This window comes from Paenibacillus sp. XP01 (assembly GCF_057364885.1).
Map to the genome: position 1 here is coordinate 5,493,459 of NZ_CP139481.1, position 23,262 is coordinate 5,516,720.

General features: G+C 51.1%; 21 protein-coding genes. 3 read left to right on the top strand and 18 right to left on the bottom strand.

The features are described from left to right. Window positions 1-152: 152 nt before the first annotated feature. From SNR34_RS24725 to SNR34_RS24760, 8 genes are all read right to left on the bottom strand, one after another. Window positions 153-914: a tRNA threonylcarbamoyladenosine dehydratase gene (locus tag SNR34_RS24725; protein WP_236415448.1), complete on the bottom strand. Its 762-nt coding sequence runs from the start codon at window positions 912-914 to the stop codon at window positions 153-155. A 19-nt stretch (window positions 915-933) separates the two neighbouring features. Continuing rightward, the gene (gene aspS / locus SNR34_RS24730) at window positions 934-2,712 is read right to left on the bottom strand and encodes an aspartate--tRNA ligase (protein WP_236415446.1); all 1,779 of its coding nucleotides are present in this window, start codon (window positions 2,710-2,712) and stop codon (window positions 934-936) included. Window positions 2,713-2,857: 145 nt separating this feature from the next. Then, window positions 2,858-4,111, bottom strand: coding sequence for a histidine--tRNA ligase (gene hisS / locus SNR34_RS24735; RefSeq protein WP_486180433.1), 1,254 nt, complete (start codon window positions 4,109-4,111; stop codon window positions 2,858-2,860). 620 nt (window positions 4,112-4,731) lie between these two features. Beyond that, entirely contained in the window at window positions 4,732-5,178 is a 447-nt protein-coding gene (locus SNR34_RS24740) for a hypothetical protein (protein WP_236415443.1), read from the bottom strand. A 108-nt stretch (window positions 5,179-5,286) separates the two neighbouring features. Beyond that, complete coding sequence (locus SNR34_RS24745) at window positions 5,287-5,793, bottom strand: type 1 glutamine amidotransferase domain-containing protein (RefSeq protein WP_339274261.1); 507 nt, start codon at window positions 5,791-5,793, stop codon at window positions 5,287-5,289. Between the two features lie 251 nt (window positions 5,794-6,044). Further along, window positions 6,045-6,269, bottom strand: a complete 225-nt coding sequence (locus SNR34_RS24750; RefSeq protein WP_486180434.1) for a hypothetical protein — start codon at window positions 6,267-6,269, stop codon at window positions 6,045-6,047. Between the two features lie 21 nt (window positions 6,270-6,290). Continuing rightward, window positions 6,291-6,752 carry a D-aminoacyl-tRNA deacylase gene (gene dtd / locus SNR34_RS24755; protein ID WP_236415440.1) on the bottom strand — a complete coding sequence of 154 codons (462 nt, stop codon included), beginning with the start codon at window positions 6,750-6,752 and terminating at the stop codon, window positions 6,291-6,293. A gap of 11 nt (window positions 6,753-6,763) precedes the next feature. Next, on the bottom strand, window positions 6,764-8,941 hold the full coding sequence (locus tag SNR34_RS24760; protein ID WP_236415824.1) for a RelA/SpoT family protein: 2,178 nt from the start codon (window positions 8,939-8,941) through the stop codon (window positions 6,764-6,766). 485 nt (window positions 8,942-9,426) lie between these two features. Here SNR34_RS24760 and uraA point away from each other — a divergent pair, with 485 nt between their 5' ends. Beyond that, window positions 9,427-10,743, top strand: coding sequence for a uracil permease (uraA, locus tag SNR34_RS24765; protein WP_343261248.1), 1,317 nt, complete (start codon window positions 9,427-9,429; stop codon window positions 10,741-10,743). A 122-nt stretch (window positions 10,744-10,865) separates the two neighbouring features. Here uraA and SNR34_RS24770 read toward each other — a convergent pair whose 3' ends face one another. The 6 genes from SNR34_RS24770 to SNR34_RS24795 all read right to left on the bottom strand — a co-directional run bounded on the left by SNR34_RS24770 (window position 10,866) and on the right by SNR34_RS24795 (window position 17,375). Beyond that, the gene (locus SNR34_RS24770; protein ID WP_236415438.1) at window positions 10,866-11,378 is read right to left on the bottom strand and encodes an adenine phosphoribosyltransferase; all 513 of its coding nucleotides are present in this window, start codon (window positions 11,376-11,378) and stop codon (window positions 10,866-10,868) included. A 37-nt stretch (window positions 11,379-11,415) separates the two neighbouring features. Then, entirely contained in the window at window positions 11,416-13,824 is a 2,409-nt protein-coding gene (gene recJ / locus SNR34_RS24775; RefSeq protein ID WP_343261249.1) for a single-stranded-DNA-specific exonuclease RecJ, read from the bottom strand. Between the two features lie 39 nt (window positions 13,825-13,863). Then, window positions 13,864-14,823: a cation diffusion facilitator family transporter gene (locus SNR34_RS24780; RefSeq protein WP_343261250.1), complete on the bottom strand. Its 960-nt coding sequence runs from the start codon at window positions 14,821-14,823 to the stop codon at window positions 13,864-13,866. Window positions 14,824-14,894: 71 nt separating this feature from the next. Next, window positions 14,895-15,803 (bottom strand): protein translocase subunit SecF, encoded by a 909-nt coding sequence (gene secF, locus SNR34_RS24785; protein ID WP_236415433.1) that lies wholly within the window; start codon window positions 15,801-15,803, stop codon window positions 14,895-14,897. After that, window positions 15,793-17,043 (bottom strand): protein translocase subunit SecD, encoded by a 1,251-nt coding sequence (secD, locus tag SNR34_RS24790; RefSeq protein ID WP_339274269.1) that lies wholly within the window; start codon window positions 17,041-17,043, stop codon window positions 15,793-15,795. Before secD ends, secF begins: the two co-directional genes overlap by 11 nt. 92 nt (window positions 17,044-17,135) lie before the next feature. Beyond that, on the bottom strand, window positions 17,136-17,375 hold the full coding sequence (locus tag SNR34_RS24795; protein ID WP_236415823.1) for a post-transcriptional regulator: 240 nt from the start codon (window positions 17,373-17,375) through the stop codon (window positions 17,136-17,138). Window positions 17,376-17,606: 231 nt separating this feature from the next. On the opposite strand from SNR34_RS24795, the gene spoVB reads away from it, so the two are divergent. After that, window positions 17,607-19,226, top strand: a complete 1,620-nt coding sequence (gene spoVB, locus SNR34_RS24800) for a stage V sporulation protein B (RefSeq protein ID WP_343261251.1) — start codon at window positions 17,607-17,609, stop codon at window positions 19,224-19,226. Between the two features lie 2 nt (window positions 19,227-19,228). Here the strand turns inward: spoVB and SNR34_RS24805 are convergent, their stop codons facing one another. Beyond that, window positions 19,229-19,930, bottom strand: coding sequence for a DUF421 domain-containing protein (locus tag SNR34_RS24805; RefSeq protein WP_339278470.1), 702 nt, complete (start codon window positions 19,928-19,930; stop codon window positions 19,229-19,231). 225 nt (window positions 19,931-20,155) lie between these two features. Between SNR34_RS24805 and SNR34_RS24810 the strand changes: the two genes are divergently transcribed. After that, on the top strand, window positions 20,156-20,548 hold the full coding sequence (locus tag SNR34_RS24810) for a TIGR04086 family membrane protein (RefSeq protein WP_486180435.1): 393 nt from the start codon (window positions 20,156-20,158) through the stop codon (window positions 20,546-20,548). Between the two features lie 124 nt (window positions 20,549-20,672). Here SNR34_RS24810 and yajC read toward each other — a convergent pair whose 3' ends face one another. The 3 genes from yajC to queA form a co-directional block, all read right to left on the bottom strand. Beyond that, on the bottom strand, window positions 20,673-20,984 hold the full coding sequence (gene yajC, locus SNR34_RS24815; protein ID WP_236415427.1) for a preprotein translocase subunit YajC: 312 nt from the start codon (window positions 20,982-20,984) through the stop codon (window positions 20,673-20,675). Window positions 20,985-21,048: 64 nt separating this feature from the next. Beyond that, window positions 21,049-22,185, bottom strand: a complete 1,137-nt coding sequence (gene tgt, locus SNR34_RS24820) for a tRNA guanosine(34) transglycosylase Tgt (RefSeq protein WP_236415426.1) — start codon at window positions 22,183-22,185, stop codon at window positions 21,049-21,051. Between the two features lie 44 nt (window positions 22,186-22,229). Further along, complete coding sequence (gene queA, locus SNR34_RS24825) at window positions 22,230-23,258, bottom strand: tRNA preQ1(34) S-adenosylmethionine ribosyltransferase-isomerase QueA (RefSeq protein WP_236415425.1); 1,029 nt, start codon at window positions 23,256-23,258, stop codon at window positions 22,230-22,232. Window positions 23,259-23,262: the final 4 nt, after the last annotated feature.

Below are 23,262 nucleotides of genomic sequence, written 5' to 3' on the forward strand. Positions count from 1 at the left end.
CATACACGCTTTTGTTGTTGAAGTACATGACGTACGCTTGACGCTTGGAAGGTTTTTCGGGATTGCAAACATCGGTGATACATCGCGGATTGCAGTCGAATTTCACAAAAAAGGCAGGCACCGTAACGGCACCTGCGCTTTTTATGAAAAGCTTAATTTTTCTTCTTTTTCTCGGCGATTTCAAGCAGCTCTTTGACCACGACGCTGACCATGATCAGTCCGACCACCGGAGGAACGTAGGCGTTGCTTGCCGGCGGCTGCTTGGCTTTGCGGATTTCCGGAGCGTTCTCGGGAACGATCTTCTCCGTAACGTCCGCGCGAGGTTTCATCGGCTCCTCGGTGGAGAATACCACCTTCACGCCTTTTTTGATGCCGTCTTTGCGCAGCTTCGTGCGCACGACGCGGGCGATCGGGTCCATGGACGTTTTGGAAATGTCCGCCACCTGGAATTTCGTCGGGTCCATTTTGTTGGCCGCACCCATGCTGGAAATGATCGGAATGCCGCGCTTCAGGCACTCCTTGATGAGATGGATTTTGTAAATGATCGTATCCGAAGCATCCACCACGTAATCCAGCTCGTATTTGAACAATTCTTCATACGTCTCTTCGGTATAGAACATGTTCAGCGCGATCGCTTCGCACTCGGGATTGATCAGCTTGACCCGTTCCACCATCAGGTCTGCCTTTTTTTGGCCCACGGTCGTGGTCAAGGCATGGATCTGACGGTTGATGTTGGTGATGTCCACGACATCCTTGTCGATCAGGATGATGCGTCCAACGCCGGTACGGGCGAGGGCCTCCACCGCGATGGAGCCGACGCCGCCAATGCCGAGCACTGCAACGGTGCTGTTTTTCATCGTTTCAAGACCTTCAGGTCCGATCGCGAGCTCTGTTCTTGAAAATTGATGGAGCATTGAGAATCAGATGCCTCCTTTATTTCTTTTCCGCCACCGGTTTGCGGGCTACGCGGATATGCAGCTGTTCCAGTTGATCCAGATCTACTTCGGATGGAGCGTTCATGAGCAGATCCGTTGCACTTGCCGTTTTCGGGAACGCAATCGTTTCGCGCAGGTTGGTGCGTCCAGCCAGCAGCATGACGAGACGGTCGAAACCAAAGGCGATCCCGCCGTGTGGTGGTGTTCCGTATTCGAATGCTTCAAGCAAGTAACCGAATTTTTCTTTCGCCACTTCCGGGGAAAGGCCCAGTGCGTCGAACATTTTTTCCTGTACGTCGCGTTTGTAAATACGCATCGAACCACCGCCGACTTCGTAACCGTTCAATACGAGGTCGTACGCTTGGGCGCGGATCTCGCCCGGATTGCTGTCGAACAGGTGCAGATCCTCGTCTTTCGGACGTGTGAACGGATGGTGTTCAGCTACATAACGTTTTGCTTCTTCATCATAACCGAGCAGTGGGAAGTCCACAACCCAAGCGAATTTGAATTTGCTGTCATCGATCAGGCCAAGCTGGCGGCCGATTTTGAGACGCAGGTTGCCGAGCACGTCGGCAACGACTTTTTTGTTGTCGGCAGAGAAGAGCAGCAAGTCCCCTTCTTCGGCTCCAGTACGTTCTTTGAGCGCTTCGATCTCTTCCGGCGTGAAGAACTTCACGATTGGCCCTTTGAATTCGCCGTCTTTCACTTGAATCCAAGCCAAACCTTTGGCTCCATAACGCGCAGCGAACGGACCGAGGTCGTCGATTTCCTTCCGGCTCCATGTGCCGCAGCCTTTCGCGTTCAGCACTTTCACTTCGCCGCCTTTTTCGATGACGGAAGCAAAGACTTTGACGCCGCTGGTCGCAACGATGTCGTTCACTTCGATCAATTCCATGCCGAAGCGCAGATCTGGCTTGTCGGAGCCGTATTTGCCCATGGCATCCGCATAAGTAATGCGTTGGAATGGCAGTTCGAGCTCAATGCCTTTCGTCTCGCGCAGCAATTTCGCCATCAATTGTTCCATCATCGGCAGCAGGTCATCCTGTTGCATGAAGGACGTTTCGATGTCGACTTGCGTGAACTCCGGCTGGCGGTCAGCACGCAGATCCTCGTCACGGAAGCAGCGGGCGATCTGATAGTAACGCTCCAGTCCACCGACCATCAGCAACTGCTTGTAAATTTGCGGGGACTGAGGCAGGGCGAAAAATTCGCCTTCATGCACGCGGCTCGGCACGAGATAGTCACGCGCGCCTTCCGGCGAGCTCTTGGTCAGGATCGGTGTTTCCACTTCGATGAACTCTTCGCCATCAAGGAAGTCGCGGAACACTTTGGCTGCTTTGGAACGCAGCTTCAGCGTATCGAACATTTCCGGGCGGCGCAGGTCCAAATAACGATATTTCAAACGAAGAGACTCATCGACTTCAACGCCGTCTTCGATGAAGAACGGAGGTGTTTTGGCCGCATTCAGCACTTCGATTTCGGTCACTTGCACCTCGATTTCACCTGTAGGCAGGTTCGGGTTTACCGTTTCGGCATCGCGCTTCACGACTTTACCGGATACGGCAATGACGTACTCGCTGCGCACTCTGTCCGCAATGGCAAGGGCTTCGCCGGAATATGCCGGGTTGAATACCACCTGCACGATGCCGCTGCGGTCGCGCAGATCGATGAACAGTACGCCTCCAAGGTCACGACGGGTTTGAACCCAGCCGTTCAGTGTTACGGTTTCACCGATGTGTGCGTTCGTCAAAGCGCCGCAATGATGACTTCTTTTCATAATCAGACTCCTTATTATTTGAAATTCCCTCCCTGTACGAAGGCAGCCGCTCAAGGCCGCCCTTTCCAGTTCGGTTGTGTGAATAACGTTAATTTAGCCGCGAACCTTTCCAGCTCGTTTCCGATTCGGGAAGAATGTCAGCGGTTCAGTGGTTTCCTCTTACCGCAGCGGCCAGGTCATCCAGCTTCACGGTCCGTTGTTCTCCCGTTTCCATCGCTTTCAGCGCAATCTCGCCGCGCTCCAGCTCGTCATCCCCAAGGATGGCCGTATAACGGGCTTTGAAACGGTCTGCCGATTTCATCTGGGCTTTCATTTTGCGGCCTAGATAATCGCGCTCGCCGGACAGCCCGGATTGACGCAGCTTGAACAACAAGCGATTGACTTCGCGATCCGCAGCCTCGCCGAGGGCAACAAAGTACACGTCCAGCGGAGCAAGATTGCTAACTTCGATATTCTGGTGCTCCAGAATAAGCTGGATGCGCTCCAGGCCGATACCGAAACCGATGCCCGGCTGATCCGGTCCGCCGATGTCGCCGACGAGTCCATTGTATCTGCCGCCGCCGCCGACCGTATCGATTGCGCCAATGCCTTGAGCTTTCAATTCGAACGCAGTCAATGTGTAATAATCCAGTCCGCGAACCAAACGATGATTCACGGCATAGTCCACGCCGAAGTCTTCCAGGTAGGATTTCAATGTTTCAAAATGATTCAGGGACTCTTCATCCAGGCTGTCCAAAATGGACGGTGCGCCTGTGAATTTGTCTTGATCCACCTTGCAGTCGAGCACGCGAAGCGGATTGCGCTCCATGCGGGACTGGCAATCTTTACACAGGCTGTCTTTCATCGGTCTGAGGAACGACAGCAGCTGCTCGCGATAAGCCGCCCGGCTTGCCGGGTTGCCGACGGAGTTGATCTCCACTTTAACGTCCTGCAGTCCAAGCTCCACGCACAGCTGATAACCAAGCGCAATCACTTCTGCGTCGATCGACGGATCGACCGCCCCGATCGCTTCCACGCCAAACTGGTGGAATTGGCGCTGACGTCCTGCCTGCGGGCGCTCATAACGAAACATCGGTCCGATGTAATACAATTTGCTGACATCAGGTTCGCCATACAGTTTGTTTTCCACGTAAGAGCGAACCACGCCCGCAGTGCCCTCGGGACGAAGCGTCATGCTGCGGTTCCCTTTATCATCAAACGTGTACATTTCCTTTTCCACGATATCCGTCGTTTCGCCTACGCCGCGAACAAACAAAGCTGTCTGTTCAAATATAGGGGTACGAATTTCGCGGTAATTATACCGGCGGCACAAGTCGCGTGCTTTTTCCTCAACGGCCTGCCATTTCTCGACAACACCAGGCAGCAAATCCTGCGTTCCTGTTGGTTTTTGAAATGCCATGATTCATCCCTCCATCATTTAGTTCTCTATATAGCAAAAAAATCCCTCGCCCTGCTTGCCGAATCATCGGCAAACAAAGGGACGAGAGATTGTGTTTAACATTCACCCGTGGTACCACCCACATTCCGGAACACCCGACGCCACACAGACCAGTCAAGTTTGTCCTGAACCGATGCGTGAGGTCACCTCATCAGTCATTCATTCCGCTCCACGTATAACGCACGTCCTGCGCAGTTCGGCTACTGGCCACCGGAGAAGCTCCGCTGTGTTCGCCGCCTGTTCTCGGGGAAGTCATTCATCCGCTCATCAAGAGAATCCTTACAGCCTGGGGATTCTTCTCTGTTCTTGTGGGTTCGGATTACTTGGTCCCGTCATCGAATCGTCGATTCATCAGTTTTAACGTTATAATATGACGTTAAAAGTTAATTTATTTCCTGATTGTAATGAACCGCAGTACTAAAGTCAAGAGCTAACGCTCAAAGGAAGCAAAAAAAAGCCTGCACACCGTGTGCAGGCTCAAAAGATATATAAAAAAGGGGGTCATGTCTGTTATTATAAACAGGCTATGTTAAAGACCCATGAATCCAATGTTACAGGATCATTACAAAAATGATAGCGCTTTAATTTAATTCCTCCACGTACGCTCCATTGCTTCTCAGCTTGTGAATGATTTCGTTATAATCCTCGTCATTCACCTTGGCCGAAAGAACATAGCGCAGATCTCCAAAATCAGTTGTGGATATATTGGATGCATTCAACATGTCATGATCCTCATTTACGCGCTCCCTCGTTCCCCCATCGGCATCGCGGTCCACCGGGGCCACGACGGGAATCACGTTCTCGCTCGCCGGAACTCCGGGAGAAGAACCCACCCCCATTGCGCCGTTCGTGCCCGCTGCGCCAGCCGTGTTGTAAGGAACCAGGGGTACCATCAGCTTTTGGTCCCTTCCGATCGCATCGTCCAGCTGCCCTACCTCCAATTGCTCCGTGCGAAACGTCTGCAATGACGTTCTTGCTCCCTCTGCGTCATCTTCGGTACGAAAATAAGCCTGAATATGCTTTGCCATGCCAATCCCTCCTTTTCATTTCGGCGAAATGCTCCATTCCATCCGGGCTGATTATGATGCGGGAACAGGAGCATTAGCCTGCCCTGCTACTGCCCCGTAATGAAACGGTTAGATAACCTTCAACAGTTCGCGAACGAAAGCCGGTTCGTCCTTCGGCGTTCGCGACGTAATGAAATTTCCATCCACAACCGCTTCATGATCCTGGAATTCGGCTCCTGCATTGACCATGTCGTCCTTCAGCGGCGGGTATGCGGTAATCGTGCGTCCCTTCAACAGATTGGCGCTTGCCAAAATTTGCGGTCCATGGCAGATGGCGGCAATCGGTTTTTTGGCGCTGTTGATCTCCGTCACGAATTTCAAAATGTGAGCATCGGTTCTCAAATTTTCCGGGGACGATCCCCCGGGAATGACCACGGCATCATAGTCGGCTGCAACAGCGTCTGCAATGGCTTTATCCGTCGTGTATGTTGCCTTGCCGTTCTTGCCTTTCAACACTTCTCCGGCTTTGAGGCCGATAATTTCGACATCGTGTCCGGCTTGCTTGACCTCATCGTAAGGTACCTGCATTTCCGAATCCTCGAACTCGTTTGCCAACAAAAATGCGATTTTGCTCATTGGTCATGCTCTCCTTTCACACTGGTCAACCCCGTTGATTTCCTGCGGTTCGTTTCATGTCTGGAAACCATGGTCGCTTTTTTCAGGCGTCTTACTGCAAAAGTAAAGCGCTTGTGCCTAGTTTGTTATTACCCTAACAAGCTTCTTTTATAACAGGTTCTGAGTGAACGGTCGGCTTCTTCCACCATATCGTTATTTGCGGAAACAACAAAAAGCCATGATTCGAGTCATGGCTTTTTGCTGTGGCATCCTCAAACGCGTGGGAGACGCGGCGGTTTGCCCTTATCCTTCTCTTGAACGAACCAGATCGCTGCAACACAATCCGCTGCCGCCCGGGCCAACTGAAGCGATTCATGCATGCTGCCCGGAGGAAGCAGCGGTTCCATGCGCGAACGGCTTTCCTTCGTGGATTGGCGCATAATGATGGCGTGCTCCTTTGCCCTGCTACGGGCTGCAGATTTCAACATACCCTTCATTATGGCCTTTCCCCGCCGGGATTATGCCTGGCCTTCCTGACGAATCGGGCTTTCCACCATGAGCGTCACCGGTCCCCAATTGGTAAAGGTCACATCCATCATAGCCCCGAAACGTCCGGTTTCGACCTGAATGCCCTTATCCCGCAGCAATTGGTTGAATGTTTCATACAATGCAGCCGCCGCTTCAGGTCTTGCCGCAGCCGCAAAGCTGGGGCGCTTGCCCTTACGGCAGTCGCCGTACAAGGTGAACTGGGAGACCGACAGAACGGCTCCGCCCACGTCAATCAGGCTGAGATTCATTTTCTCCTGCTCATCCTCGAAGATCCGCAAACCGGCGATTTTGTCGGCCAGATAAACGGCATCCTTTTCCGTATCCTCATGCGTGATGCCGACCAACAGCATCAGGCCGGATTCGATCTGTCCGGTCACTTCGTCCCCCACGGTAACCCGGGCTTCTTTGCAACGTTGTACAAGCACTCTCATGCTCAAGCTCCTTACTGCATGATGCGATGTACGGAGTAAACGTCCTTCACTCGTTTGATCCGTTCCACAACCGAATGCAGGTGTTCCGTATTTCGAATCAAAATGGTAACATGCACCAATGCCAATTTGTTTTTGTCTGTCCGTCCGGTAACGGCGGAAATATTCGTTTTGCTTTCCGAAACGGCTTGCAGCACTTCATTGAGCAAACCATTGCGATCGTGGCCCGTAATCTCAATGTCGACGCTGTAGTTGGCTTCGATATTTTCTTCCCACTCCACTTCGATCACGCGAGCTGCCTCATCCCCGTCCGAGCCTGAAGGAATGTTCGGGCAGTCCCTGCGGTGCACGGACACGCCGCGACCACGCGTGACGTAACCAATCACGTCATCTCCGGGCACAGGGTTGCAGCAACGCGCAAAACGAACGAGAAGGTTGTCAATGCCTTTGACGCGAATGCCGTTGGTTGGGCGGTTTTTGCGTTCCGGCGCAGGCTTCAGCTCACGCATCTCCGAGTTCAGCTCCAGCAGGCTGTTTTCTTCCTGCTCCCGGCGCAGCTTCTCGGTGGCTTTTGTAACGATCTGCGCGGCTGTGATTCCACCGAATCCGATCGCTGCAAGCATGTCTTCAATGTCGTTAAAGGCAAATTTCTTTGCAGCTTCCAGGAGTTTCTCGTCGCTCATCCATACGGAAGGCTCCAGCCCCATTCGCTTCAGCTCGCGTTCAATGCCCTCGCGGCCTTTTTCAACGTTTTCTTCACGGCGTTCCTTCTTGAACCATTGCTTGATCTTCGAACGGGCATGGGACGACTTGGCGATTTTGAGCCAGTCTTGACTTGGGCCGTAGGAATGCTTGGACGTCAGGATTTCAATGATATCCCCGGTTTTCAGGCTGTAATCCAGCGGAACGATCCGTCCATTGACCTTTGCACCAATCGTACGATTGCCCACTTCGGTATGAATGCGGTAAGCGAAATCGAGCGGCACGGATCCTGCCGGAAGCTCGATGACTTCACCTTTTGGCGTAAATACGAATACAAGATCCGAAAAGAAATCCATTTTGAGCGATTCGACAAACTCGGACGCGTCTTTGGTTTCGTTTTGCAGCTCAAGAATCTCACGGAAAAACGTGATTTTGTCTTCGAAATTGTTGACGGACGCAACGCCTTCTTTATAAGCCCAATGTGCCGCAATACCGAACTCGGCCGTGCGATGCATGTCCCATGTTCGAATCTGAACCTCGGTTGGCTCCCCGTTCGGTCCCACCACCGTCGTATGGAGCGATTGATACATGTTTGCCTTCGGCATTGCGATATAATCCTTGAAACGCCCCGGCATCGGCTTCCACAACGTATGAATGATGCCGAGCGTGGCATAACAGTCCTTGATATTATCCACAATAATACGAATCGCCAGCAGATCGTATATTTCATTGAACTGCCGGTTTTTGGTCGTCATTTTTTTGAACACGCTATAGATATGCTTGGGACGGCCGGACAAGTCCGCCTGAATGCCCATTTCATCAAGCTTGGCTTTGATTCCGTCCATGACCGTATCGATGTACTGTTCCCGCTCAGCCCGCTTTTTGTGCATCAGGTTGGCGATTCGGTAATACTGCTGCGGGTTCAGATAGCGCAGAGCAATATCCTCCATCTCCCATTTGATCGCGGATATCCCGAGACGATTGGCGATGGGGCAGAAAATTTCCAGCGTTTCGTAGGAAATCCGGCGCTGGCTCTCCTCCGACTGGAATTTGAGGGTTCTCATGTTATGCAGGCGGTCTGCCAGCTTGATCACGATGACACGGATGTCCTGTGCCATGGCAATGAACATTTTGCGATAGTTCTCGTTCTGCTGCTCTTCTTTGGAACGGAACTGAATTCTCTCCAGCTTCGTCAAACCATCGACAAGCATGGCGCACGTATTGCCGAATTGGTTGCGAATCTCCTCCAGCGACACTGTCGTGTCTTCCACGACATCATGAAGAAGCGCTGCAATAATGGAAATCGTATCCATCTGCATGTTCACAACGATATCAGCAACCGCAAGCGGATGCAGAATATATGGCTCTCCCGATTTTCGCGTCTGTCCGTGGTGGGCCTGATCAGCAAATTCGTAAGCTTCACGTATGCGCACCAGATCGGCTTCTTTGATGTAGGCCCCGGCCTTCTCAAGTAATTGCTCTATGCCCATTCTGATCTGTTCCGTGTCCTTTCTATACAAAATGGAACCCGTGACATTTGCATCTACACAGGTTCCCCGTAAAAGTGATTTCCTATAATTATGACGCTTCACCCGTTTTCCGTCAACTGCTGACGAATGGGCGAGAAGATGATGGTGACTTGCGCGAAAGGCTTGTCGAATAAAGGCTGCTCGATGAAAATGCCAACTTTCTTTATTGTAATACAGTATAGCCGTTTGCCGAAGAATTAGAATAGGTAAGCCATTCATTTTGCATTATTCGTCTTTTTTCACACCTTGCCACAATATACGGATTACAAATCACCAGCCAACCCTATATATAGTACCATTTCTATCAGGATCGTGATTTCACTCACTTGATATTAACGTAAAAACGAACAATTCGGCGATTTTCGCAAAAAATGTTATTGCTTATTCTTCGGAAAGTCTGTACTATATTGAAGATTTGTGTTTCGGAAAAAGGAGATGAGCATTTCGTGCAGCGTGAAATTCAGGTAAATGAAAAAATGCCTTTTGGACCTGGCTTCTTATTAAGTTTGCAGCACCTTTTCGCCATGTTCGGGAGCACGGTTCTCGTGCCTAACCTGTTCGGCGTCGATCCAAGCATGATTCTGTTGATGAACGGGATCGGGACATTGCTGTACATTCTGATATGCAAAGGTAAAATTCCGGCTTACCTCGGCTCCAGCTTTGCCTTTATCGCCCCGGTATCCTCCGTCCTGCTTAAACATCCGGAGAACGGGTATTCGATGGCGCTTGGCGCGTTCATCGTAACTGGCATCGTATTTTGCATCGTTGCCTTGGTCATCAAATATGCGGGTACAGGCTGGATCAACGTGGTCTTCCCTCCTGCAGTCATGGGCGCGATCGTCGCGCTGATCGGTTTGGAATTGGTTCCGGTTGCTGCCGGAATGGCAGGAATCATCAACTCGGACCCCGTGAATAATCCGGATTGGGTGCCTACCGCACAGCCCATTATTTTATCCATGGTCACATTGGGGGTTACAGTCATCGGAGCGGTTACGTTCCGTGGATTTCCCAAGATCATTCACATTCTGATCGGGATTGTAGTCGGTTACCTGCTCGGGTACGCTATGGGCCAAGTGGAAACCGATAAAATTGCCAATGCCGATTTCGTGTCCATGCCTACCATTACGACGCCTACCTTCGACTGGTCCGTTATTCTAACGATTCTACCTGTAGCCTTGGTCGTTATTGTCGAACATATCGGACATTTGCTTGTCACAAGCAGCATTGTGGGCAAAGACCTTTCCAAAGATCCTGGTTTGCATCGTTCCCTTCTCGGCAATGGGATTTCCACCATCTTTTCCGGTTTCGTCGGTTCAACGCCTAACACGACATATGGCGAAAACATCGGTGTCATGGCTTTGACCCGAGTATACTCAACCTATGTTATTGGCGGCGCTGCGATCATTGCTGTTATTCTTTCGTTCTCCGGGACATTCTCGGCATTGATTGCGAACATTCCCGTTCCGGTCATGGGAGGCGTGTCCTTGCTTCTGTTCGGTGTCATTGCAGCTTCCGGTCTTCGCATCCTGGTCGAACAAAAGGTGGATTTCGCCAAACCGACCAATCTGCTGTTAACGACTTTGGTATTGGTTGTGGGACTTAGCGGCACTCAAGTAACCTTCTACGGCGTTCAATTGAAAGGTATGGCACTGGCAACCATCTTGGGCATCTTGCTCAGCCTGTTGTTCAAATTGTTCGAAGTGCTTGGCTGGTCGAATGACAAAGAAGATAAGGCGATTCTGACCGAGAAAACGCCTGACTGATTTCATCCGCAACATGAAAAAAGCCAGTTCACTCCCTCCTTTAACGGAGGCAGCGAACTGGCTTTTTTGCAGTCATTCATGCCATGTATTATTTCCCGGGAAACGGGAGTAATCGGTTTGGTTTAGTAATTCATCAACGTGAACACGTCGATATTCGGCAGTTTAGCCCGCCCGTTCAGTTCATCCAACTCGATCAGGAACGCAGCACCAACCACGTTGCCGCCCAATTGCTCAATCAATTTGACGGAGGTAGCGATGGTGCCGCCGGTTGCCAACAGGTCATCGGCAATCAGCACGTTCTGTCCTTTCTCGATCGCATCGATATGCATAGCGAGCGTATCTTTGCCATATTCGAGGTCATAACCGGCTTCGATCGTTTCACCAGGCAGCTTCCCGCTTTTGCGGATCGGCGCAAAACCAACGCCAAGAGCATAGGACAATGGAGCACCCACAACGAAACCACGCGCTTCCGGTCCGGCAATGACATCGATTTTCAGATCGGAAACCATCGTTTTCAGTTCATTGATCGCCTTGCGATACATTTCTCCATCCTTCAACAGCGTGGTAATGTCCTTGAAGCTGATTCCCGGCTGCGGAAAATCCGGAATGACACGAATATAATCTTTGAAATCCAAAATTAATCTCCTCCTAAAATAAATAACACAACTCTGCCTAAGATACGCCCTTCATCCGGGTTATCATCCATTGTGTAAGCTGAGACGTGGGTGCATCCAACATCACCTGCTCGGTTTCTGCCATGCTTTCGATGGCCCGATAATTTCGCGATGTTGCCAGATCCCGTTTGGGCGGATTGGCAACAAACTCGATGTTGCCGTCGCGCCGGTGAATGAAGCCCAGTTCTTCAAACACATCAAGCATCATCGTAATCATGCGTACAGAGCAGCTGCACTGCCGACTGAGTACAGGCGTAATTTCCTGTTCACCCACCGGTTCAGCTCCCCATTTGGACACCAGCACATACATGCGCTTAAAGAGCTCTCTGGAAGGCATCTGAAGTCGATCTCGGCGATTGTGGCCCGATCCATGCAGAAGGATGATATTCTCGGCTCCGCTGAACAACTTCAGCATCGCATCAAGCTGTTCCGGAGTTTCCGGCGTATCAAACACAAATAACGTCCGGACCTGCTCCTGTCCGTAGTGCTGCGCGGCAGCATTACGGGGTAACAACCCGACCTTCCTATCATATACCCAAAGGCATGGTTCATACAATGAATTTCCCATAGAAACATTCGTTTCTTGACGGACGATAACGCCGATCGAGCCGCTTGTATACCTCAGATGAACGTCGAAGGTACGCATAAACTGTTTCATTCCATTTAATGGATCGGCACTGCCGCGTAGATCGAAAACCTGTGCCTCGCTCACTGCCAGATCATGCAGCATAAATTGCGGCTTTCGCGTGCCATTCCACTCGTTAATGGAAAGTTCGCCCATCGCGTCGATGACGGTTCCGGGAAGCAGGAAGTCCGCCAAAGCCCCTTTGCCAAACGCAACAGCTTCAAGCTGCCAGCCCTCCTGCTCCAGCACCAGCTTCAGATGGCGTTTCTCGCGGCCCATCGTTCGGGTTTCTTTAATAGTGACCTTATTCAGCACAAAACGTGGCGATGGATTGCTCATGCCGAACGGCTGCAGTCTGTCTATTTCCTGAATGACTTTCAGCGGCACGTCACTGATCAAACAGTTATCGTCAGCGAGGCGTCGTGGAATGAAATCTTCCTCTTTCAAAACGCCAGCGGCATAATCGTTCAAGCCTCGCTCCAGCTCCACGAGCTGGTCCCGATGGAGCGTCATGCCCGCAGCTGCGGGATGGCCTCCATAATGGTCTAGCGTATGCTTGCACGCGGTTAGAGCCTCGTAGATGTCGAGCCCGTCGATGGATCGGGCCGATCCCTTGCACATCCCTGTTTCAGGGTCAATGCCCAGAATAAGCGTAGGGCGATAATATCGTTCCAGCAATTTGGAAGCCACAATACCAACCACACCCACGTTCCAGCCCTCTCCTGCCAACAGAATGACATGAGGAACCGAGCCTTGGCTCTGAATTTTGTGCTCCAGCATCGCCACCGCTTCCTGCACGATGCTTTCGACCACTTGTTGGCGTTCCCTGTTCAACAGATCGAGTTGACCGGCGAGCATATGCGCCTCATCCAGATTGTCTGTCGTAAGAAGGGACACCGCACGCCCCGCGTGATCCAGACGCCCGCTGGCATTGATTCGAGGAGCCATTGCAAACGCAATGTTCACAGAGGTCACCTGTTCCTGTTTAACCCCGCTGATCTCCAATAAGGCACTTACTCCGGGAAGGCGCGTATCGCGCATGGATTCGACGCCGTAACTTACGATGACCCGATTCTCCCCCTCCAAGGGCATGAGGTCCGCTACCGTGCCAATGGAAGCAATCTCCATCCATTCGCGCGGAACTTCCCCAATCAGCGCTTGGGCCAACTTCAGGGCGACTCCTGCACCTGCCAACCCCTTGAACGGGTAGCTGCATTGAGGGAGCTTCGGATTGATTAAAGCATAGGCTTCCGGCAATACTTCAGGCGGTTCATGGTGATCCGTCACGATGACTTCCATGCCCAGCGATGAGGCATACGCGATCTGCTCCACTGCGCTGATCCCGGTATCGACGGTAATGATCAGCGTGACTCCCTGCTGGTGTGCCCAATCCAATGCATGATTATGCAGCCCGTACCCTTCATTGGATCGATGAGGAATATAAATATCGTACGAGGCGCCCAAATGCCTCATCAAATGAATCATGAGTGAAGTGCTTGATACACCGTCGGCATCGTAATCTCCATAAATTAAAATATGCTCGCCGCGCTCCAGCGCCTGTTGGATGCGTGGTACGGCCTTATCCATGCCATGCAGCAAATAAGGATCATGCATCTGGCTCAGGTCCGGATGCAAAAACCGTTCCGCCTCTGCCTCTGTGAGCACTCCACGGCCCACGAGCAAACGTGCGACGAGCGGGGAAACGGAAAGCGCCTGCGAGAGTCCCGCAGCCGCCTCCGGTTCGATATCCGGCGTACTCCACCGGTATTGCGAATAAAGCAATGATAACGCTCCTTTCCTGCGCTGCACGATCAAGCGTCACTATTGGATCAATGTCGCTTCGTGATCAGGCAGCTCATGATTGGATTTATAGGGATAACCAGGGTCATAAGGAATCGCCTGAACCTGCACTTCCCTAACATGGTCGAAACGGGTCATTAGCAATGTTTTGGCACGGTTAGCTATTTCTTGCGCCTCCAGAATGGTGATTCTCGGATTAACGGTAATGATAAGGTCGATGGCAACGTAATGCCCTTGGTTTCTTGCAGACAAATGATCAATCGTAATCACGCCAAGCACGCGTTGAACCGTTTCCTGAAAGTCAATGGACTCTTCCTGTTCCAGTTCCTGCACGAGCGAACCGTACACCGTATCCACGATCATGCGGTATCCCTGATGCAGCACAAAGAAAGAAGCAATCAAAGATGCGGCCGGATCCATGTACAGCAGCGCGTCCCAACCCATCATTTCCCCGGTCAAGGAACCGGCAATGCCGATCATAACGACAAGCGAGCAATATAATGCGCGGCGATGCTGCTGCGCATACGCCAAGGCTTGCGGCTGGTTTCGTTTGCGGTAATATCTGTACTGAAAGTGAAATATCGCTTCCCGGATGGCCAAGGCAACTAGAACGGTAACAAGCGCCCACTGTCCCTTCATTTCGGGTACGCTGCCCGATAATGCCGACAGTGCCGAAAAAGCAATTTGCAACCCGCCCAAAAGAACAAGCACAGACAACACGACCGAAGTCCCTGGCCCGGCTACGCGCACATGATCCCGGGAAGCCGTTCCTCGGATTCGTTCCCCAGCCTTTTCAACCTTGGCCGGAAACAAGTCCGTCAGTGAAGATGCCGCCTGCGAGGCCGAATATAAACCATCGACAAGCAAAGACTTGCTTCCTGAAATATATCCAATCCCAGCCTTGATCACTGCGAGAACCATATTCCCGGCGATGCCGCTCCATGCCGCAGTGCGAACAGTTGGAATACGAGTTCTGGTCATGCTTAATCCCCCTTGTACGTGTACCTAAAGTTACAAAACCGCGCATGAAAGCGCGGCTTGAACATACATGTTTAGTTGGATGCTTTGGCAGCCGCTTTTGGCTTGCTGATTTGTTTGCCTTTCAGAACCAGCCAGAGCGGTGCAGCAATAAAGATGGAAGAATACGCGCCGAACAGTGTTCCGATGACCATGGCGAGCGAGAACATACGAATGGACTCCCCGCCGAAAATGAACAAACAGATGGAAGCGGCAAAAACGGTGAACGTTGTATTCAGGGAACGAGTCATCGTTTGAGCCAAACTGTTGTTTACCACCTGACGCAAATCGGCCTTCGACGTTTTTTTGGCGAACCGCATGTTTTCACGGATCCGGTCAAAAATAACGATCGTATCATTGATGGAGAAGCCGACAACGGTCAGTACGGCTGTAATGAACGTCAGGTCCACTTCCAACCGGAAAATGGAAAACACGCTGATGACGACAAATGCGTCATGGAAAAGCGAAATGACGGCGGCAAGGCCGAATCGCCATTCAAACCGGATCGCAACGTAGATCATGATCCCGATACTTGCGATCAGCACAGCGTAGATGGCATTCCGTTCCAATTCTTTGGCCATCTCCGGATCAACGGTATTCACCTCGTAAGAAGCGGTGGAATCCAATTTGCTGAATTCATCCTTGAACGTTTTTTCCTGAGTTTCATCAAGCTCTTTGGAAAAACGTACGTTTACTCGGTCAGTTCCCGTTGTTATTTGGACATCCCCGTTATCTGCACCAATGTCTTTGATGATCGGATTGATTTGTTCCGCTGTAATCGCTTTGGATACGGTGATGTCGACGTTTGAACCTGCACGGAAATCCACCGCATAGTTCAATCCAAGAGCAAGCAAGCTGACGATCCCCGCTATCGTTAACAGAATGGAGAAAGTATAAGCAAATTTGCTGCCTTTGATGTAGTCATAGTTCCAATTAAAGCGCACGAATTTCACTCTCCTTTACTCCGAAATACTTCGGTTTCTTCAGCAAGTTCGCTTTAACGAGCAGGCTGAGCAAGAAACGGGAGAAGTAAATATTCGTGATGATGCTGGTCACGATGTCGAAGATCAGCACGAGTGCAAAACCTTTGACCGCCCCGGTACCAAAGAAAAACATGACGCCAGCAGCAATGATTGTAGTGATGTTGGAGTCGATGATTGTGCGGAACGAGTGTTTCCCGCCGGCCTTCACTGCCGACATCACGGACTTGCCGCTCCGCATCTCCTCTTTGATCCGTTCGTACGTAATAATGTTGGCGTCGACCGCCATCCCGATCCCGAGAATAAAGGCCGCGATCCCTGGCAGCGTGAGCACGAATTCTCCCAAATAGAAGATGGCCAGCACAAGCCATGTGTGCACTATCAGCGAGAAACTTGCGACAAGGCCTGGTATACGGTACATTGCGATCATGAACGCCAGAATAATGACTGATGCGATAAGCCCCGCTTTAATCGTTTGATTCAAGGAAAGTTTACCCAGCGTTGCGCCAACGCTTTGCGAATACTTCTCGGTCAGCTTCAACGGCAAAGCGCCCAAGTTGATCGTATCGCGCAGCTGGTTCGCTTCCTCGCGCGTGTAACTGCCTGTAATCTGAGCGGATCCATCCGATAATTGCTGTTGCACCGTCGGTGCGGACAACAATTGATCATCCAAATAGATCGCCAGAGGCTGTCCAATCAAACGTTTCGTAATTTCCGCAAATTTGGCTTTGTCCTTCACCTGAATGTCGATCATCGGTTGGTTCAGTTGGTTAAACACCACTTTTGCGCCGTTCTCGACGAATTCGTTACCGCGAAGTTCGATTTTGCTGTACTCGCCTTCTTTGTCGTTCTCGCCTTTACTGCGGAACGTCAAAACGGCCGGCTCCTTCATTTTGGCCCTAACTTCGGCCTCGTCGGTAACTCCGGCAAGTTTCAAACGGATGCGGTTCGTTCCTTCCGTTGTGACCTCTGGCTCGCTGGTTCCGAGCGCGTTGGCACGACTTTCCAAACTTCTTGCGGTTTGCACCAGAGAAGCCTTGGAAACTTGCTGTCCTTGTTCCAGCGGCTCTGCTTCATATAAGATCTCGTAGCCTCCCTTTAAGTCAAGGCCCAAGCGCATATTTTTCAGCAGCTCCGGACTTGTCCCCACCATCACGCCAGCGGTGACAAGCACGACCAGAATGAAACTGACAATTCTTTTCATGCCGTTCCTAGATCCCCTTTCATTCTCAATATTCCTATTATAGCGATGCCGTAAAATGCAGTCAATTTTCAACAAAAAAAGATCCCTTTCGATTAGAAAGAGGACCCCCGGTAAGCAGCTACGGTCAAAAAGTTCATAAAGCTCGTTGCTTTCAGTGACAATATGTCGTTCACCAGCTGGTGCAGGGGCGGAATGCCCTGCTTCTCATATTTATGACTGACGCAGTTCCATACATCTTTGCTTGTCACATACTCGTATCCCACAAGCCGTAACTCCTCTGCTTTGCTTTGGCAGAGCAGCTCGATGGACTGTTCCAGTTCCGTATCGTTCATTTCTTCCACGGGGAGCGCCTCCCTTCCTTGCTCAAAAACCTTTCTGCGGCATCCTTGATACAACATTCGACTTCCACATGCCATATTCCTTCTTTGATTGGTTTGGTTCTTTTTGTAAATCGCCCGATCGTGTCATGAGAAGGTCATGGACTAGCATAGAATGAGACAACCAGGCTTTGTCCTGTCCGCGTAACCAACCTGTTACTTTTCAACCGGGAAAGAGGGGTCGCTTTGAAAAAGCAGACATTTATCCAAGGAGCCATGATCCTGCTCGCTGCTGGCATTATTAACCGGGTATTGGGCTTTATCCCGCGCATCGCGCTGCCGCGAGTCATCGGTGCAGAAGGGGTGGGCCTGTACCAACTGAGCTATCCTTTCTTTATTGTGCTGGTCACCCTGATCACCGGAGGCATTCCGCTCGCCATAGCCAAGCTTGTAGCCGAAGCGGATACGGGAGCAAATCGTTATTCTCCGCAGCGCATCCTGCAGGTCAGCTTAAGCTTCACGCTAACGCTGGGCGTTTTGTTCATGTTTCTCTGCATCGTTTTTGCCCCTTGGGTAACGCGTTACGTTCTCACGGACGAGCGTGTATACCACACCTTCGTCAGCATGAGTCCCATGATTGCGATCATAGCGGTGTCTGCCGTGTACCGGGGATACTTTCAGGGCAAACAGAACATGATCCCCAGCGCAGCTTCTTCCATCACCGAGACGATTGTACGCATTGTCTGCGTCATTTGGTTTTCCTGGCTGCTGGTTCCCCAAGGCATTGAACGGGCTGCAGCCGGCGCCATGCTGGGTGCGCTTGTCGGCGAGTTTGCAGGAATGCTCATTTTGCTGTGGAATTACGGCAGGGCCAAGAAAGAACAGAAGAGAACAGAAGTGCAACCGAAATCCCCCCTCCAAAACCAAGACGAAACGACAGGCAAAACGCCCATCGACTCGGCAGCCTCTCAAAAAGGGCTGATTCGCAGACTGCTCGCCATTTCGGTTCCCGTAACCGCAGGACGGTTGGTCGGATCCCTTTCTTATTTGGCCGAAACGATCGTTACCGCGCAAAGCCTCGCCCTTGCGGGGTTATCCAGAGGACTGGCCACGGCCCAGTACGGTGCGCTGCAAGGCATGATCATTCCTTTGCTGCTCCTGCCCGGCGCGCTGACGTCTTCGCTGGCGACCTCTCTTGTGCCTTCTTTGTCCGAAGCATCCGCCCAAGGCGATCGCGCACTCATACATAAGCGCATGCACCAGGCTTTGCGTCTGGCTCTGGTCACAGGGGCTCCGTTCTCGGTATTCATGTACGTGCTTGCGGAACCGCTGTGCCTTTTGATATACAATGACGCTTCGATTGGCAACATGCTGAAATTAATGGCTCCTTTTGCCCTGTTCATTTATATTCAGCCACCGCTGCAAGCGGCTCTTCAGGCCCTTGATCGGCCGGGCAAGGCGCTGCTCAATACATTCATCGGGGCGGTGATCAAAATCTCTCTGATTTTGCTGCTCGCTTCCCGTCCGGAATTTGGCATAATTGGCGCGGTTATCGCCATCTGCGTCAACTCCACCATCGTCACGTTCCTTCATGCCGGCAGTGTGCGCAAACTGCTCGCTTTTCGTTTCAAGCTTATGGACTGGACCAAAACCATTGCAGGCATGTTTATTATGGGTGCGGCGACGCTGCTCGTTTACGAGCAAACCGTTGTGCTGCTTCCTTTGTGGCTCAGGCTGATTATGGCTTCGATCGCAGGTTTGATCGTTTACTTTATCGTCATGGGCTTGACCCGCATGATCGACTTTCACGATCTGTCCCGCGCGCCCATCATTGGTTCGTGGTTCAATCGCCGTTTGCGGAAATGACTTTACTTCGGATCCTCTTTGGGACTTACGTAAATTTTTCCGTTATGGTCAATGGAACAAATGAAGACGTCCTTGAAATCAAGTATACCCTTCTGTTGAATCTCGTTTTTGAGCCAGAATCTGGTTTTCTGAATCAACTCCAGATTCTGGTCCTGAACTTTCCCATCCATGATCAGAGGCAGTGGCAAACCTTCGTATTTAATGTTTTGAAAACCGTCCACCTTATCTTTTCTCGGTTTCTGTATACTGTTGGAATTTAAATTGCCCCCTGTTGCAGACACGCTCCCGTTCTGATTTTTCGGGAAAACGGTAAGCTTGCCTGTCGTTTCCAAAATGGCGTATTCCACTTCGCTGATACTATCTATATTTTGCTCTCGAAGCTGCAGCAGCAAATCATCAAGGTTATAACGCTGTTTGCGCATTTCATCGCGATTCAACGTGCCCTTAGAAATCAACACCACGGGTTTGCCGTCGATCATCAAACGCAAACCACGGCTTTTGAGACTCATGTAGGCCATGGCGATCTGCATCACAAGCACCGTCAGCATGGGCACAATGCCGTGGAACAACGGCTTATCCGTGTCTTCGATAACAAATGCGGCAATTTCAGCAAGCATGATCGAGACGACCAGATCAAACATGGACAGCTTCCCGATTTCACGTTTGCCCATGACGCGAATGGCGCCATAAACAATAAAATACATCAGGATCGTTCTAAAAATATGTACTCCGATATCTGAAAGGTTCACAACAGGATTCCTCCCTTAATTATAAGTTGTAGTGAAGCCTGGAGCGTAATCCCTATTTTGGCCTGAACCTCACATGCTGATGCAGTTTTTCGATTGTTCATATAATGGAAAATCAGTTCATAAGTGGGGAGGCTTGACCATAAACTGTATTAATTTAAACTTGTACAAGGGGGTTGCTTTATGCAGCTGATTCGACGAATGAATCCGTTCCGATTGACCAATCCGATTTTGTCCGGTCTTTGTCATGCATTCGTGTGGATGTTTCTGGGGGCGTTGACTCTCTCTTGTTTCCTCTGGATGACGGACATGCAGGAACAAGACCTCTCCAGGTATACTTACATCGTTCACGCCGTCTCCTTATTGATCGGTGGTTTTCTGGCCGGCAAACGCTCTGGTGAAAAGGGGTGGTACCATGGCGGAATTACCGGTATTATTTATGGTGTTATCGTGTTGTTGATCGGTTTTTTGGCACTGGATGCCGTGATTAACTGGAAAGACGGACTACAGCTCGCAAGCGCGTTCGTCATTTCCGCTCTGGGTGGCATCTTTGGAGTAAATATACGCAAATCATGAAATAAACGACGAAACCGGCGGGGAAAGTCGTCAGATCATTTTCTATCAAACGTTCATCACAAACAAAAAGAGAAAGGGAGCTCCCGAGGAGCTCCCTTTCTCTCATGAAAAATGCCTGTCTGCTTTATTCCGCAGTTTCCCGGCTTACGGCGCTGCTGATGGCATTGCGGTCAAACGTCAGCTTCGTGACATCGTTTACACGCAATACAACCGTATCATCCGTGATTTCGGCAATGGTGCCGTGCAGGCCGCCAATCGTTACGATCTTGTCGCCTTTTTTCAGACGGCCCAACATGGCGTTGCGTTCTTTTTGTTTTTTGTTCTGAGGACGAATCATCAGAAAGTAGAAAATGGCCACCATGAGCACCAGTGGCACGATCAGGCCGAGAATTCCGCCTCCGCCTGCCGCTGCGCTCGCAGTCATTCCTTGAAACATATGGACTCCCCCTTATCAGCTTTTCACCAATTCGTTCGTGGCTCCCAGGTTCCGCAAAACCCGATCAGAACCCTTTCTCATTGTTGTGCAGACCGTATTGATCGAAAAATTCATCCCGGAAATCAAGCAGACGATCTTCCATGATCGCTTTCCGCACATTGCGCATCAAATTCTGCAAGAAGTGAAGATTATGGATGGTGGTCAACCGCAAGCCAAACGTTTCATCCGCTTTGATCAGGTGACGCAAGTATGCTCTGGAGTAGTTCCGGCAAGTATAGCAATCACACTCGGGGTCAAGCGGGCCGAAATCGGTTGCGAACTGCGCATTCCGAACGACCAGGCGTCCCTGACTTGTCATCGTAGTTCCGTTACGGGCAATCCGTGTAGGCAGTACACAGTCGAACATGTCCACTCCCCGAATCGATCCCTCAATCAATGCATCGGGCGAACCTACCCCCATCAAATACCGTGGTTTATTGGACGGCAGCAAAGGTACCGTATAATCCAATACACCATACATTAAATGTTTGGGTTCTCCGACACTCAGTCCACCAATAGCATACCCCGGGAAATCCATGGAAGTCAAATCCGCAGCGCTCTGTCTCCGCAGGTCCTCGTGCATGCCCCCTTGAACGATGGCAAACAATCCTTGGTCATGCGGTCTGGCATGGCTTTCCAGACAACGTTCCGCCCAGCGGCTCGTCCGCTCCAGCGACTTTTTCACGTATTCGTATTCGGCCGGGTAAGGAGGACACTCGTCAAACGCCATCATGATATCGGAGCCGAGTGCATTTTGAACCTCCATAGCTACTTCGGGGGACAAAAACTTTTTGTCTCCGTTCAGATGGGAACGGAAGTGAACGCCTTCCTCGGTAATTTTGCGCATCTCGCTGAGCGAGAATACTTGGAATCCGCCGCTATCCGTCAAAATGGGGCGATCCCAGTTCATAAATTTATGCAGTCCGCCAGCCTGGCGTATGATCTCATGTCCTGGTCTAAGGAAGAGATGATACGTGTTGCTCAGGATGATCTGGGCATCCATCTCCTTCAATTCTTCCGGGCTCATCGTTTTTACGGTTGCCTGTGTACCGACAGGCATAAAGGTAGGTGTTTCAATGATCCCGTGAGGCGTGTGGACACGTCCAAGACGCGCGCCTGACTGTTTGCAAGTTTTAATATGTTCATACGTAATGGCTGCCATCGTTTATAATCATCCTCTGAAAAATATTCGTAAATTCCGCCGAATCAATAGATCAGCATGGCGTCGCCAAAACTGAAAAACCGATACCGCTCGCGGATCGCTTCCGCGTATGCATCCATAATGTGTTCCCTGCCGGCAAGCGCACTGACCAGCATGACCAGCGTCGACTTCGGCAAATGGAAATTTGTCAGCATGCCATCAATGACTTTGAAGGAATAGCCCGGATAAATGAAAATGCTCGTCCAGCCGCTGCTTTCCTTAAGCAAGCCGTCCTCGGACTGGCTGCCTACCGTTTCCAACGTACGACAACTCGTCGTGCCAACGGCGAATACGCGGTTACCCCTCTTTTTCGTGTCATTGATCAAATCGGCCGTTTCCTGAGACAAAGAATAGTACTCCTCATGCATCACATGCTCTTCAACGACATCCACGGACATCGGCCGGAATGTTCCCAAACCGACGTGCAGCGTGATGAAAGCAATGTTGACGCCTTTCGCGCGGATGCGGTCGAGCAGTTCATCGGTAAAATGCAGGCCCGCCGTCGGTGCCGCAGCCGATCCTTCATGCTTCGCATATACCGTCTGGTACCGCTCCCGATCATCAAGGGTCTCCTTGATGTACGGGGGAAGCGGCATCTCTCCCAAGCGGTCCAAAATCTCCTGAAAAATGCCGGTATACATAAAGGTGAGCATTCGGGCACCCATTTCGCCTTCTTCGTCGATCACGGCCTTCAGCTCATCGCTGAATACGATGACCGATCCCGCTTTCAGCTTTTTCCCTGGTTTGACCAGCGCTTCCCAGCGGTCTCCCTCCACATTTTTGAGCAAAAGCACTTCGGCTTTGGCTCCGGTGTCCTGCTTTGTTCCGAACAACCGTGCAGGGAGGACACGGGTATCATTCAATACAAGCGTGTCTCCCGGCTCAAAAAAGTCGATAATATCCGGAAACTTGCGGTGGTGAACCTCGCCCGTTTCCTTGTTCAACGTAAGCAGCCGGGACGCCGTGCGCTCAAGCAATGGCGTCTGCGCGATCAGCTCTTCCGGCAGTTCAAAATTATATAGATCCACATTCATCTTA

Coding starts and splice junctions, on each gene's coding strand:
- SNR34_RS24760 (WP_236415824.1), bottom strand. CDS start 8,941: ATGGGCATAGAGCAATTACTTGAGAAGGCCGGGGCCTACATCAAAGAA.
- SNR34_RS24750 (WP_486180434.1), bottom strand. CDS start 6,269: ATGAAGGGTATGTTGAAATCTGCAGCCCGTAGCAGGGCAAAGGAGCAC.
- queA (WP_236415425.1), bottom strand. CDS start 23,258: ATGAATGTGGATCTATATAATTTTGAACTGCCGGAAGAGCTGATCGCG.
- SNR34_RS24740 (WP_236415443.1), bottom strand. CDS start 5,178: ATGGCAAAGCATATTCAGGCTTATTTTCGTACCGAAGATGACGCAGAG.
- yajC (WP_236415427.1), bottom strand. CDS start 20,984: ATGTTTCAAGGAATGACTGCGAGCGCAGCGGCAGGCGGAGGCGGAATT.
- SNR34_RS24725 (WP_236415448.1), bottom strand. CDS start 914: ATGCTCCATCAATTTTCAAGAACAGAGCTCGCGATCGGACCTGAAGGT.
- SNR34_RS24805 (WP_339278470.1), bottom strand. CDS start 19,930: ATGTATTTTATTGTTTATGGCGCCATTCGCGTCATGGGCAAACGTGAA.
- hisS (WP_486180433.1), bottom strand. CDS start 4,111: ATGGCATTTCAAAAACCAACAGGAACGCAGGATTTGCTGCCTGGTGTT.
- tgt (WP_236415426.1), bottom strand. CDS start 22,185: ATGGCAGCCATTACGTATGAACATATTAAAACTTGCAAACAGTCAGGC.
- dtd (WP_236415440.1), bottom strand. CDS start 6,752: ATGAGAGTGCTTGTACAACGTTGCAAAGAAGCCCGGGTTACCGTGGGG.
- aspS (WP_236415446.1), bottom strand. CDS start 2,712: ATGAAAAGAAGTCATCATTGCGGCGCTTTGACGAACGCACACATCGGT.
- secD (WP_339274269.1), bottom strand. CDS start 17,043: ATGAAAAGAATTGTCAGTTTCATTCTGGTCGTGCTTGTCACCGCTGGC.
- SNR34_RS24795 (WP_236415823.1), bottom strand. CDS start 17,375: ATGAACGATACGGAACTGGAACAGTCCATCGAGCTGCTCTGCCAAAGC.
- SNR34_RS24745 (WP_339274261.1), bottom strand. CDS start 5,793: ATGAGCAAAATCGCATTTTTGTTGGCAAACGAGTTCGAGGATTCGGAA.
- SNR34_RS24780 (WP_343261250.1), bottom strand. CDS start 14,823: ATGACCAGAACTCGTATTCCAACTGTTCGCACTGCGGCATGGAGCGGC.
- SNR34_RS24810 (WP_486180435.1), top strand. CDS start 20,156: ATGCAGCTGATTCGACGAATGAATCCGTTCCGATTGACCAATCCGATT.